Genomic DNA, 12,877 nt, shown 5'->3' with positions numbered 1-12,877 from the left:
GGGTGACGGACCCACGCAGGGACTTCCACAAGCCGGTGCGCCGACCGTCCGGGCGGATGGATCGCCTGTTCGGTGCGCACGATCCGGCCGAGGCCGCGCGGGTGGCGCATTCCACCGCCGCCGCGCTGCTGTCCCGGGTGGCCGAGGACCCGGATGCCGCGACCGTGGACCGGCTCGTCGAATTCACGCGCCGCCACGGCATCGACGATCTCGCCGAGTTGTGGTCGCAGGCGCCGGCGCGGTCGCTGCCCGGGGCGCTGTGGCGGCTGTACCTGGTGCAGCTGATGATCCACGACGACCCGCAGACCTCGGCTCTCCTGTACGAGCGCGGTCGGGTCGAGATCCACTCGGTGGACCCCGTGGTGGCCGGCGCCCCCGTCCCCGCCGGCCCGGACGAGCTGGTGGCGCTGATCGACCGCATCCTGCGGGGCGTGTTCGAGGGTGACTTCGCCGTGGCGCTCGAGCGCGCCGCGGCGTTCTGCCGGGTCCAGGCATCCGGCTCCACGCACCTCGCGGACGACTACGAGGGCACGGAGCCGGAGCGCGCGACGACCCTGACCCGCCGAGCACTGCGCCTGTCGACGTTCGCCGGCGACCTGTCCGGCTGCGCGGCGCTGTGGCGGCTGGATGCCCTCAGCTGAGCGAAGAAGTGCCGGGCCGCAGAACGCCTCTCGGCGCGTGGCCGCTCGCGGCGGCAGAAGATGGAGCCCGGGGTTACCGCGGCCCGGCCGATCAAGTGTAACCGACGGCATCCGGCCGGTATTCCCTCGCGCCCGGCGGTGTCCGGCTCGCAGGACGATCGCGCGGAATCCGGCCGTCCCGGGCCGGCCACGGGCGTGGAAGCCAAGAGTTCCTGCGACCTGAACGGCGGCCCGGGGCGCCCTAAGCTCGGACCATGGCCGCCCACTTCGCCCTGCTCATCGCCCCCGTCCCCGCCGACGACGTGCGGGATGACTACATGAGCACTTTCGCGCCGGTGGACCCGTCGGCGCCGGCCCTGAGCGTCGGGGAGCTCAGCACGCAGCGCGGCGACGGCATCTTCGAGACGATCGGGGTCGTCGACGGCCACCCACAGGAGGTGGGCGCGCACCTCGAGCGGCTGGCGCACTCCGCGGCGCTGTGCGACCTGCCCGCCCCTCATGCCGGCCAGTGGCGGCAGGCGGTCGCCCGCGTCGCGGCCGAGTGCGGACCGGGGGAGAGCGCCGTCAAGCTCATCCTCAGCCGCGGCGTCGAGCACGGGCCGGCGCCGACGGCGTGGGCCACGGCATCCGCCGCCCCCGACAACTCCGGCCCGCGCACCGGCGGGGTGCGGGTGGTCACCCTGGACCGCGGGATCGACAGCGGCGCGTCCGAGCGTGCGCCGTGGCTGCTGCTGGGCGCGAAGACGCTCTCGTACGCGACGAACATGGCGGCGCTGCGCGAGGCGCACCGGCGCGGCGCCGACGACGCCATCTTCGTCACGAGCGACGGCATTGTGCTGGAGGGGCCGACCTCCTCCGTCGTGCTGCGGATCGGCGACCGCTTCGTCACCCCGGCGACGGGGAGCGGGATCCTGCACGGCACCACGCAGATGAGCCTTTTCGAGCACCTGCGCGGCGCCGGGCACGATGTCGCCTACGAGACGGTGCCGGTGAGCGCGCTCGTGCGGGCGGATGCCGCATGGCTCGTCTCGAGCGTGCGACTGGCCGCGCCCATCGCCGCTGTCGACGGCGCCGCGTTCGCCGTGGACGGCGAGCTCACGGCATCCATCAACCGGTACCTGCTGAGCCCGCGCGACTGACCCCGTCTACCCGAAGCGGCCGGAGACGTAGTCCTCGGTGGCCTGCTCGGTGGGCGTGGTGAAGATCGTCGCGGTGTCGTCGTACTCGATGAGCTTGCCGGGCTTGCCGGTGCCGGCGATGTTGAAGAACGCGGTCCGTTCGCTGACCCGGGACGCCTGCTGCATGTTGTGCGTGACGATCACTATCGTGTATTCGGTCTTCAGCCGCGCGATGAGCTCCTCGATCGCGTACGTCGAGATGGGGTCCAGCGCCGAGCACGGCTCGTCCATCAGGAGCACCTGCGGCTCGATGGCGATGGCCCGCGCTATGCACAGGCGCTGCTGCTGGCCGCCGGACAGCCCCGACCCCGGCTTGTCGAGCCGGTCCTTGACCTCGTTCCACAGGTTCGCGCCGCGCAGCGACTTCTCCACGAGCGCGTCGGCGTCCGACCGCGACATGCGCTTGTTGTTCAGGCGCACCCCCGCCAGCACGTTCTCCTTGATCGACATCGTCGGGAACGGGTTCGGGCGCTGGAACACCATGCCCACGCTGCGGCGCACCGCGACCGGGTCGACGCCCGCGGCGTACAGGTCGTCGCCGTCCAGCATCACCTGGCCCTCCACGCGCGCCCCCGGGATCACCTCGTGCATCCGGTTCAGGGTGCGCAGGAACGTGGACTTGCCGCAGCCGGACGGGCCGATGAACGCCGTCACGCTGCGCGGCGGGATGTGCAGCGAGACGCCCTCCACGGCGAGGAAGTCGCCGTAGTACACGTTCAGGTCGGTGACATCGATGCTCTTGGACACAGGGTTCCTTCGTTTGCAGAATTCTAGAAGCCGCGCTTGGGCGCGAAGATCTTGGCGATGAGCCGGCCGACGAGGTTCAGCGCCATCACGATGAGGATGAGGGTCAGCGCGGCCGTCCACGCCCGGTCGATGGACTCCTGCGCGTGCACTCCCGCCGCCTGCGTGTACTGCGTGTACACGAACACCGGCAGGGTCATCATGCGGTCCTGGAACAGGTTGTAGTTCATGCTGAACGTGAACCCGGTCACCAGCAGCAGCGGCGCCGTCTCGCCGATCACGCGCGCTATCGCCAGCATCACGCCGGTCACGATGCCCGCCAGCGACGTCGGCAGCACTATCCGCAGGATCGTCAGCCACTTCGGCACGCCCAGCGCGTAGGACGCCTCGCGCAGCTCGTTGGGCACCAGGCGTAGGATCTCCTCGCTGGAGCGCACCACGACCGGGATCATCAGCACCGACAGTGCTATCGCTCCCATGAAGCCGTTGCGCACCGCCGGCCCGAGGATCAGGGCGAACAGTGCGAACGTGAAAAGGCCCGCCACGATCGAGGGGATGCCGGTCATCACGTCGACGAGGAAGGTGATCGCCTTCGCCAGGGGCCCCCGCCCGTATTCGACAAGGTAGATCGAGGTCAGCAGCCCGATCGGCACCGAGATCACCGCGGCCATCAGCGTGATCAGCAGCGTCCCGATGATGGCGTGCAGGGCGCCCCCGCCCTCGCCCACGATGTTGCGCATCGACTGCGTGAAGAACGCGACATCCAGGCGCCCCAGGCCCCCGACGATGACCGTCCAGACCAGGGAGATCAGGGGCAGCAGCGCTATCACGAACGCGGTGGACACGAGGGATGTCACGAGCCGGTCGACGGCGCGGCGGCCGCCCTCGACGATGCGCGAGAGCACGTAGAGGACGATGTCGAACAGCACGGTGCCCGCGAACACTGCGCCGACGATCGTGAAGCCCTCGGTGGCCCCGGCGATCGCCAGCAGCGCGAAGAAAGCGACGGACACCGCCAACGATCCGGCGAGCACCATCCACGCGGTGCCGCGCGGGAGTCGTCCCGACGCGAGAGTGTTGGTGACCCGGATGGTGCGCAGCGCCGGGGGTGCGGTGAGGGTCATCCGTTGGCTCCCGAGAAGGCCGCGCGGCGGGCGATGATCCACCGGGCGAGGACGTTGACGATCAGGGTGACGGCGAACAGCACGAGACCGGATGCCACGAGGGCGTTCACGGAGACGCCGGTGGCCTCCGGGAACTGCAGCGCGATGTTCGCGGCGATCGTGTTCGGGTTCTGGGACTGCAGGACCGCGAACTTGACGACGAACGCGGGGGAGAGCACCATCGCGACCGCGAACGTCTCGCCCAGGGCGCGGCCCAGGCCCAGCATGATCGCGGAGACGATGCCGCTGCGCGCGAACGGCAGCACCGCCATCTTCACCATCTCCCAGCGCGTGGCGCCGAGAGCCAGCGCCGCCTCCTCGTGCAGCCGGGGTGCCTGGAGGAACACCTCGCGGCAGATGGCGGTCATGATCGGGATGACCATGACAGCGAGCACTATCGCCGCCGTGAGGATGGTGCGGCCGGTGCCGGACACCGGCGGGGTGAACAGGGGGAACCAGCCGAGGTTCTCACCGAGCCACTGGTAGAACGGCTGCACGAACGGTGCCAGCGCGACGATGCCCCACAGTCCGAACACGACCGACGGCACTGCGGCCAGCAGGTCGATGATGTAGCCGAGCATCTGCGAGACCCGCCGCGGCGCGTAGTGCGTGATGAACAGTGCTATCCCGATCGACAGCGGGGTGGCGAACACGAGGGCGAGGAACGCCGCCCACACCGTGCCGAACACGAGCGGCCACACGTACTGCCAGAAGTTCGTCGCGTCGTTCGGCAGCTCGCCGGCGCCGGCCACCAGGGCAGGGATGCTCTGGATGACGAGGAAGATGGCGACGGCGGCCAGCGTCGCCAGGATCAGGGACCCGGCGACGATCGTGGTGGTCGCGAACACGCGATCCCCTACCCGGACCCTGGCTTTGGGACGTGCCGGGCCGGTGGCGGTGGCTGCGGTCATCCTGCTCTCTTCCTGGTGCTGTGCGAAACGGCAGACGGTCCGGTCCGGGGGCGGGCCCCGGACCGGACCGGTCGGTCACTTGATCGACTTCGCGGCGGCGATCACCTTCGCCGACAGTTCCGCCGACAGCGGCGCCGAGCCCGCCTGCTGCGCGGCCGCCTGCTGGGCGGAGGCGCTGGCGAGGTACTGGATGTAGTTGCTGACCAGGGCGCCCTTCGCGGCATCCTGGTACTGCTGGCAGGCGACGATGTACGACACCAGCACCAGCGGCCAGGCGTTCGCCTGCGTGTCGGTGCGGTTGATGTTCACGGCCAGGTCGTTCTCGGCGCGGCCGGACACCAGCGGCGAGTCGGCGACCACCGCGGCCGCCCCCTCGGCGGACAGCTTCACGAACGCGTCGCCGACCTTCAGCTGCGCGATCGACAGACCCGCCGACCCGGACTCGTCGATGTACGTGATCGAGTTCTTCGCGTTCTTCGTGGCCTCGGCGACACCCGAGGTGCCCTTCGCGGCATCCCCGATCTGATACGGGAAGGTCTGCCCCGACGGCTCGGTCCAGACGTCCTTCGCGTTCGCGGCCAGGTACTCCGTGAAGTTCTGCGTGGTGCCCGAGTCGTCCGACCGGCGCACCACGGTGATCGCCGCGTCCGGCAGTGCGGCGCCCGCATTCAGCGCGGCGATCTTCGCGTCGTTCCACTTCGTGATCTTGCCGGAGAAGATGCCGGCGATGGTCGCGGCATCAAGCTTCAGGTCGTTCAGGCCCTCGACGTTGTACGCGATCGCGATCGGGGAGATGTAGACCGGCAGGTCGATGGCCTTGGTGCCGTCCACGCACAGCGCGAAAGTGCCGGCCAGTTCGGAGTCCTTCAGCGCCGCGTCCGAGCCGGCGAAGTCCGCCGCGCCCGAGATGAAGCTCTTGCGGCCCGCGCCCGAGCCCTGCGGGTCGTAGTTGATGTTCAGCGAGGGGTTCGCCGTCTGCAGGCCCGCGATCCACGTCTGCTGTGCGGTGCCCTGCGCCGACGAGCCGATGCCGTTGATCGTGCCCGACAGCTTCGCCGTGCTGTCGCCGGAGGGTGCGGTGCTGCTGCCCCCGTCGGCGGCGGTCTCGTTCGAGGCGCAGCCGGCGAGGACGAGAGCGCCGGCCAGGGCCAGGACGCCGAGGGGTGCGATGCGGGTGAGCTTCACTGTGTGAATCCTTCACGTGTCAGGGTTGTCGGCCCCTGGTGCGGGGCTCGGCATGACCGTAGAGCGCGTTGGTGACCAGGATGCGCTGTACGGGTGAACGGAAGGTGAACAGGGCGGCGGGTCAGGCCTTGGGCTCGTGCGTCTCGATCGCGATGATCCCGGAGCCCGGATTCGTCGAGGACAGGTGCACGACGGAGAATGCGCCGACCGGCAGCGCCGCCGCGTCATCCAGATACGAGCCGCGGACCGTTCCGGTGGCCAGCGCGAGTTCGCGCAGGATGTCGGGCAGGACCGGCCCGTGACTGCAGACGACCGCGGGCTTGCCTGAGCGCACGCGCCGGCCGACGACGGCGCGCACGTCGGCCGTGCCCTCTTCCCACGCGTCCTGCGAGATGGCGGGGGTGCCGTGCACCTGCCGGCCGGCGGCCGCGGCGAACGGGGTCACCGTCGCGACGCAGCGCACGGCATCCGACGTGATGATCTTGCGGGCTCCGAACGCACGCAGGGGACCGGTGAGGGTCTGCGCCTGCTTCGTCCCGCGCACTGTCAGCGGCCGCAGCGCGTCCTCGCCGTTCCAGTCCCCGCGCGGGGCGGCCTTCGCGTGCCGCAGCACGATCACCGGGAACGTGTACAGGATGCCGTCATCCACGAGCCTGAGGAAGTTGTCCAGGATCTCGACATCCACGGGGTAGCTCAGTCGTGCGCGCGCCTTCTTCGGCGAGACCCACTCGAGCGCGGCGATCTCCTTGTTGGGCACGAACCCGGAGGCGCGGATGGCGTCGTCGCTGGCGAACGCCGACCAGTAGTGCACGATCTTCGTGCGCCCGCTGGGCAGCGTGTAGCGGGACACCCCGACCGGCACGCCGAGGTTCACCCGGATCCCGGTCTCCTCGAACACCTCCCGCACCGCTGTCTCCGCCAGCATCTCGCCCGGGTCGACCTTGCCCTTGGGCAGCGTGATGTCGGCGTACGCGGTGCGGTGGATCACCAGCACCTTCAGCTTGTCGTCGACAAGACGCCACACCACGCCGCCGCCGGCGTACACGGCGGTCTCGCTCATCGCACCGCCCTGGCACGCCGCCGCCGCTGCACGTTCTGCATCGTCCGGTCCTGCAGATCGATGAGGGGGCGGCCGTTCTCGCCGACGCTGTGCCGCACCCACTCGCCGTCGGACTGCAGATGCCACGAGCTGGTGCCGTCGCTCATCGCGAGTGTGAAAAGGTCTTCGAGGGCCTTGATGTGCGCGGGAGAGCCGACCCGCACGAGCGCCTCGATCCGGCGGTCGAGGTTACGGTGCATCATGTCGGCGCTGCCGATGTACACCTGCGGGTTCCCGCCACCGGCGAACGTGAAGATCCGGGAGTGCTCGAGGTAGCGGCCGAGGATGCTGCGCACGGTGATGTTCTCGCTCATCCCGGGCACGCCCGGCTTCAGGCTGCAGATGCCGCGCACCCACACGTCGATGATCACCCCGGCCTGACTGGCCCGGTACAGGGCGTCGATGATCTGCTCGTCGACCATCGAGTTCGCCTTGATCCGGATGCGCGCCGGCACCCCCGCCAGCGCGTTGCGGCGCTCCTTGTCGATGAGCCGCAGCAGGCCCTTGCGCAGGTGCCGCGGGGCGACCAGCAGACGCTTGAACTTCTTCTCGATCGCGTAGCCGCTGAGCTCGTTGAACAGGCGGATGAGGTCGCGGCCCACCTGCTCGTCGATGGTGAAAAGGCCGAGGTCCTCGTAGATGCGGCTCGTCTTGGGGTTGTAGTTGCCGGTGCCGATGTGCGCGTAGCTGCGCAGCATCCCGTCCTCTTCCCGGATCACCAGGGCGAGCTTCGCGTGCGTCTTCAGACCCACCAGTCCGTACACGACGTGCACGCCGACCTTCTCGAGCTTGCGGGCCCAGGTGATGTTGTTGGCCTCGTCGAAGCGGGCCTTCACCTCGACCAGGGCGAGCACCTGCTTGCCGGCCTCGGCCGCGTCGATCAGCGCCTGCACGATGGGACTGTCGCCGGAGGTGCGGTACAGCGTCTGCTTGATGGCCAGAACGTGCGGGTCCTTCGCGGCCTGCTCGAGGAACGCCTGCACGCTTGTCGCGAACGGCTCGTACGGGTGGTGCACGAGCACGTCGCCCTTGCGGATCGCGGCGAAAAGGTCCGCCCGGCCGTTCTGGTCCGCCGGCTGGAACGCGAGGGCCGTGACCGGGACGTGCGCGGGATACCGCAGCTCGGGGCGGTCGATCCGGTTCAGGTCGAACAGCCCGCGCAGATCCAGCGGGCCGGGCAGACGGTGGACCTGCTGCTCGTTGATCGCGAGTTCGTCGATGAGCAGGTCGAGGGTGACGTCGTCGATGTCCTCGGTGACCTCCAGGCGGATCGGCGGCCCGAAGCGGCGCCGGAGCAGTTCGGCCTCCAGCGCCTGGATGAGGTTCTCGGTCTCGTCCTCCTCGATTTCCATGTCCTCATTGCGGGTGAGCCGGAATGTGTGATGGTCGAGGATCTCCATACCGGGGAAAAGGTCCGCGAGGTTGTTCGCGATCAAGTCCTCCAGCGGCAGGAACCGAAACCGCCCGGACCCGTCGTCCACGCGCACGAACCGGGGGAGCATCGGCGGCACCTTGAGCCGGGCGAACTCCTGCCGGCCGGTGCGCGCGTTGCGGATGCGGATAGCGAGGTTCAGGGACAGGCCGGAGATGTACGGGAACGGGTGCGCGGGGTCGACGGCCAGCGGCGTGAGCACCGGGAAGACCTGCTCCTGGAAGTACCGGTACAGGTCGGCGCGCTCCTGCTCGCTGACATCCGCCCACGAGAGGAAGTCGATGCCGGCGTCGGCGAGGGCGGGCTTGACCTGGGTGGTCCACACGGCGGCGTGGCGCAGCTGCAGGCGGTGCGCCTCGTCGGAGATGTCGGCGAGCACGTCCTGCGGGGCGCGGCCCACGTTCGTGGGCACCGCGAGACCGGTGACGATGCGGCGGCGCAGGCCCGCGACCCGCACCATGAAGAACTCGTCCAGGTTGCTGCCGAAGATCGCCAGGAAGTTCGCCCGCTCCAGGACCGGCAACGACGGGTCCTCGGCGAGTTCCAGCACCCGCTGGTTGAACGCCAGCCAGCTCAGTTCGCGGTCGAGATAGCGCCCCTCGGGCAACTCGGAATCGTAGACCTCGTCGAGATCGAAGTCGTCGTCCTCGCCGTCGTCGAGCCCGGTGTCGAGGATCTGGTGTTCGATCATCATCACATCATTGCAGGGTGATGTGGCATGCGGGCGACGAGTCGGATGCCGCCGCCGCGGCTACGACGGGACGGTCTCGCTCTCGTCCTCGGCGACGTTGAACCGGTATCCCACGTTCCGCACGGTGCCGATCAGCTGCTCCGATTCGCCGAGCTTCGCGCGCAGCCGCCGCACGTGCACGTCGACGGTGCGGGTACCCCCGAAGTAGTCGTACCCCCACACTTCGCTGAGCAGCTGCTCGCGGGTGAACACGCGGGACGGGTGCGTGGCCAGGAAGTGCAGCAGCTGGAACTCCTTATACGTGAGGTCCAGGGGCCGCCCGCGCAGCCGCGCGGAATAGGAGGACTCGTCGATGGTGAGCCCGGATGTCTGCACCCGGACCGGCTCCGGCGCGCCGCCGATCCCGCGCCCGACCGCGAGGCGGATGCGCGCCTCGGTCTCGGCCGGGCCTGCCGTCGTGAGCAGGACGTCGCTGATGCCCCAGTCGGCGCCCACCGCCGCCATCCCGCCCTCGGTGACCACGAGCAGCAGCGGCGCCTCCAACCCGGTGGCGGTGAGCACCCGGCACAGCGACTTCGCGGCGACGAGGTCGGTGCGTGCGTCCAGGACCAGCAGGTCCGCGGGCGGTGCGGACACGAGTTCGGCCGGGTCGGCCGGGATCGTGCGGACCCGGTGCGCGAGCAGCTCGAGCGACGGCAGGGCGGGATCGCTCGCCGAGCTCATGACGAGAAGCTGTGCCAAAGGTCCTCCGAGCGGAGTGGAGGGGCGCGGCCCTCGCAGCGCCGCGAGCCCATCTTATGCGGCATGCGACAATGGCCTCATGTCGACGCCTGAGCTGGCCCCACGCGGGACGTTCGCGGGGGTCGTCGCCGTCTGGGTGGTGGCCGCGCTCATCGGCATCGCGATCGCCGTGTTCACGCCCGTCGATCAGCGGGCCGTGTGGATGGGTGCAGGTCTCGCCGGCTGCATAGTGCTGTCGTTCGCCGTGCAGCTGGGATACGGGCGCCCCCGCCGGTTCACCTCCCGGGTCGCGGCGGGCATGTGCGGCTCGCTCCTCGTGCTCGGCGTGATCAGCGCCGGCATCGGACTTGCCGCTCTGATCACCGGATAGATCCGGTCTAGAGTGGATGCCATGGACCTCATGGCGCTGGAACTCTTCTTCGTGGGGCTGCTGGGCCTTGCTTCGCTGGCGATCCTTTTCATCTCGGTGGTCGTGATAAAGAACCTGTATCGCGGCCAGCGTTGACACGTGATCGAGATCCCCGCCGGCCTTCCCGCTGATCTCACGCCGTTCGCGTGGCTGCTCGGCGTCTGGGAGGGGTCCGGCGTCATCGACTACACCGCCGGTGAGCACCGGTTCTCCGGCGAGTTCGGGCAGCGGGTCAGCTTCAGCCACGACGGCGGCGCGTTCTTGAACTACTCGGCCGACGCGTGGACCGGCGAGGGCGACGCCCGCACGGCGCTCGTGTCGGAGATCGGGTACTGGCGCCTGTCGCGTGCGCAGACGGACGCGGAGGCCGGCCCCGGGCTGCTGCCGGCCCGCACCGCCGGAGCCGCCCGCACCCCCGAGGACGTGGAGACGCTGCGCACCCCCGAGGGCGGGTTCGACATCGAGGTGTCGCTCGTCCACTCGGACGGCATCACCGAGCTGTACCTCGGCCGGATCCAGGGCCCGCGCATCGACATCGCCACGGATGCCGTGGTGCGGCCCGCCGGCGCGAAGGCGTACACTGCGGCATCCCGCATGTACGGGCTCGTCGAGGGACACCTGCTGTGGGCGTGGGACATCGCGGCCCTCGGCGGCGAGCTGGCTTCGCACGCCTCGGCACGATTGGCGAAGGTGCAGTGATGGACGCGTTCGCACGACTGCTGACGGCGGGAGGCGGCGCCATCGTCGCGGACGGCGTCCTGCAGCACCTGGGGAGTCCGCTCGCGGAGCAGCGGGAGCTCGCCCGGGGCGCGGCGATCGCGCCGCTCGGGGACCGGACCGTGCTCGCGGTGCCGGGGGAGGACCGGCTGACCTGGCTCGAGTCGATCTCCACGCAGCGGGTCAGCGTGCTGGCGCCGGGGGATGGCGCGGAGCTGTTGATCCTGGACCCGAACGGGCACGTGGAGCACGCGGCATCCGTCGTCGACGACGGGCAGACGGCGTGGCTGATCGTGGACCGGGCCGACGCCGAGCCGCTGCTGGCATGGCTGAAACGGATGCGGTTCCGGCTCCGGGTCGACCCGCGGGACGCGTCGGGCGAACTCGCCGTGGTCGGCGGCACCGTCGCCGCGCTGGGGGCCGTGCACGCGGCGGCACCGAACGGTGTGCCGCTGGTCTGGCGCGACCCGTGGCCGGGTGTCACCGTCGGCGGCTGGGCATACAGCACGGCGGAGCCGCATCCCGGGGCCGACCGGGACTGGGCGGAGGCGCTCGTGGCACCGGACGAGGCGGAGCGGCTGGCGCGGAACGCCGCGGCCGGCGGCATCCGGCTGGCGGGCAGCCTCGCTGTCGAGGCGCTGCGGATCGCCGCGTGGCGACCGCGGATGAGCGACGCCGACGAGCGGCTGCTGCCGCACGAGGTCGACTGGATGCGCAGCGCCGTGCACCTGGACAAGGGCTGCTACCGCGGCCAGGAGACCGTCGCGAAGGTGCACAACCTCGGCCATCCGCCGCGGCGCCTGGTGGCGCTGCAGCTGGACGGGGCCGAGGCGCGTGCGGGCGACGCGGTGCGCGCGGGCGACACGGTGGTCGGCGCCGTGGTCGCCGCCGCGCAGCACTTCGAGCAGGGGCCGATCGCGCTGGCCCTCGTGCGCCGCAACACCCCCGTCGGCACAGATCTGGTGGTCGACACGGCGGAGGGGGCGGTGGCCGCCGCGCAGGAGGTCATCGTGCCGCCGGAGGCCGGGGCGACGGCATCCGTCCCCCGCATCCCGCGCCTCGGCCGCCGCCGCTGACCCCCCGCGGGTGGAAGGAGGGGGTGGGGAGCCTCGGTAAACTGGCAGGCATGACCGCGCCCTACACGCTGATCCTGCTCCGCCACGGCCAGAGCGAGTGGAACAAGTCGAACCAGTTCACCGGCTGGGTCGACGTCCGCCTCACCGAGCAGGGCGAGGCCGAGGCGGCGCGCGGCGGCGAGTTGCTCGCCGAGGCCGGGCTGCTGCCGGACGTCGTGCACACGTCGGTGCTCAGCCGTGCGATCCAGACCGCCGACATCGCGCTGGACACCGCGGACCGGCTGTGGATCCCGGTGAAGCGGTCGTGGCGTCTGAACGAGCGCCACTACGGCGCGCTGCAGGGCAAGGACAAGGCGCAGACGCTGGCCGAGTTCGGGCAGGAGCAGTTCATGCTCTGGCGCCGCTCGTTCGACGTGCCGCCGCCCGCGCTCGCCGACGACGACACGTACAGTCAGGTCGGCGACCCGCGCTACGCCGGCATCGACGTGCCACGCACCGAGTCGCTCAAGCTCGTCATCGACCGGATGCTGCCGTACTGGCACGCCGAGATCGTCCCCGACCTGCTGGCCGGCAAGACGGTGCTGGTCGCCGCGCACGGCAATTCGCTGCGGGCGCTCGTGAAGCACCTGGACGGGATCAGCGACGCGGACATCGCCGAGCTCAACATCCCCACCGGCATCCCCCTGGTGTACCGGCTCGACGAGAACCTCGCCCCGCTGGGGGCCGGGGAGTACCTGGACCCGGAGGCCGCCGCCGCGGGTGCCGCCGCCGTGGCCAGCCAGGGTCGCTAGCGCTCAGACGCCGCGGGCGTCGCGAGAACAGGCGGTGCGGCCAGGACAGGCAGGATGCCGCTCGAATCAGCCTGTTCTCGCCCCATCGCCTGTTCTTCC

The 12,877-nt window shown here is 70.4% G+C and carries 13 protein-coding genes; 6 read left to right on the top strand and 7 right to left on the bottom strand.

The features are described 5' to 3' along the window. Positions 1 to 2 precede the first annotated feature (2 nt). A complete protein-coding gene (locus tag GH740_RS08845) occupies positions 3 to 641 on the top strand; it encodes a DNA-directed RNA polymerase subunit beta (RefSeq protein ID WP_367641219.1) in 639 nt (212 codons plus the stop codon). 254 nt (positions 642 to 895) lie between these two features. Further along, positions 896 to 1,780 (top strand): aminodeoxychorismate lyase, encoded by an 885-nt coding sequence (locus GH740_RS08840; RefSeq protein ID WP_153745732.1) that lies wholly within the window; start codon positions 896 to 898, stop codon positions 1,778 to 1,780. 6 nt (positions 1,781 to 1,786) lie between these two features. On the opposite strand, the gene pstB is transcribed toward GH740_RS08840, so the two are convergent. The 7 genes from pstB to GH740_RS08805 form a co-directional block, all read right to left on the bottom strand. After that, positions 1,787 to 2,566 carry a phosphate ABC transporter ATP-binding protein PstB gene (gene pstB, locus GH740_RS08835; protein WP_367641217.1) on the bottom strand — a complete coding sequence of 260 codons (780 nt, stop codon included), beginning with the start codon at positions 2,564 to 2,566 and terminating at the stop codon, positions 1,787 to 1,789. Between the two features lie 23 nt (positions 2,567 to 2,589). Then, positions 2,590 to 3,687, bottom strand: coding sequence for a phosphate ABC transporter permease PstA (gene pstA, locus GH740_RS08830; RefSeq protein WP_153745731.1), 1,098 nt, complete (start codon positions 3,685 to 3,687; stop codon positions 2,590 to 2,592). Then, on the bottom strand, positions 3,684 to 4,637 hold the full coding sequence (gene pstC, locus GH740_RS08825; protein WP_153745730.1) for a phosphate ABC transporter permease subunit PstC: 954 nt from the start codon (positions 4,635 to 4,637) through the stop codon (positions 3,684 to 3,686). The genes pstA and pstC overlap by 4 nt, the downstream gene beginning before the upstream one ends. Before the next feature lie 75 nt (positions 4,638 to 4,712). Further along, complete coding sequence (gene pstS, locus GH740_RS08820; protein ID WP_367641214.1) at positions 4,713 to 5,822, bottom strand: phosphate ABC transporter substrate-binding protein PstS; 1,110 nt, start codon at positions 5,820 to 5,822, stop codon at positions 4,713 to 4,715. A 121-nt stretch (positions 5,823 to 5,943) separates the two neighbouring features. Then, a complete protein-coding gene (locus tag GH740_RS08815) occupies positions 5,944 to 6,882 on the bottom strand; it encodes an NUDIX hydrolase (RefSeq protein WP_153745729.1) in 939 nt (312 codons plus the stop codon). Next, a complete protein-coding gene (locus GH740_RS08810) occupies positions 6,879 to 9,044 on the bottom strand; it encodes an RNA degradosome polyphosphate kinase (RefSeq protein WP_153745810.1) in 2,166 nt (721 codons plus the stop codon). Before GH740_RS08810 ends, GH740_RS08815 begins: the two co-directional genes overlap by 4 nt. Positions 9,045 to 9,104: 60 nt before the next feature. Further along, the gene (locus GH740_RS08805) at positions 9,105 to 9,785 is read right to left on the bottom strand and encodes a response regulator transcription factor (RefSeq protein ID WP_172978338.1); all 681 of its coding nucleotides are present in this window, start codon (positions 9,783 to 9,785) and stop codon (positions 9,105 to 9,107) included. Positions 9,786 to 9,864: 79 nt separating this feature from the next. Here GH740_RS08805 and GH740_RS08800 point away from each other — a divergent pair, with 79 nt between their 5' ends. The 4 genes from GH740_RS08800 (at position 9,865) to GH740_RS08785 (ending at position 12,778) form a co-directional block, all read left to right on the top strand. Further along, positions 9,865 to 10,155, top strand: coding sequence for a hypothetical protein (locus GH740_RS08800; protein ID WP_153745727.1), 291 nt, complete (start codon positions 9,865 to 9,867; stop codon positions 10,153 to 10,155). 138 nt (positions 10,156 to 10,293) lie between these two features. Further along, on the top strand, positions 10,294 to 10,893 hold the full coding sequence (locus GH740_RS08795) for an FABP family protein (RefSeq protein WP_367641211.1): 600 nt from the start codon (positions 10,294 to 10,296) through the stop codon (positions 10,891 to 10,893). Beyond that, a complete protein-coding gene (locus GH740_RS08790) occupies positions 10,893 to 11,987 on the top strand; it encodes a folate-binding protein YgfZ (RefSeq protein WP_153745726.1) in 1,095 nt (364 codons plus the stop codon). The genes GH740_RS08795 and GH740_RS08790 overlap by 1 nt, the downstream gene beginning before the upstream one ends. Positions 11,988 to 12,037: 50 nt before the next feature. Continuing rightward, a complete protein-coding gene (locus GH740_RS08785) occupies positions 12,038 to 12,778 on the top strand; it encodes a phosphoglyceromutase (protein ID WP_153745725.1) in 741 nt (246 codons plus the stop codon). Positions 12,779 to 12,877 lie beyond the last annotated feature (99 nt).

It is taken from the genome of Microbacterium sp. SYP-A9085 (genome assembly GCF_009649635.1).
Taxonomy (GTDB): Bacteria; Actinomycetota; Actinomycetes; order Actinomycetales; family Microbacteriaceae; genus Microbacterium.
Note: the sequence above shows the minus strand (reverse complement) of the source record. Positions and strands in the feature narration are given on the sequence as shown.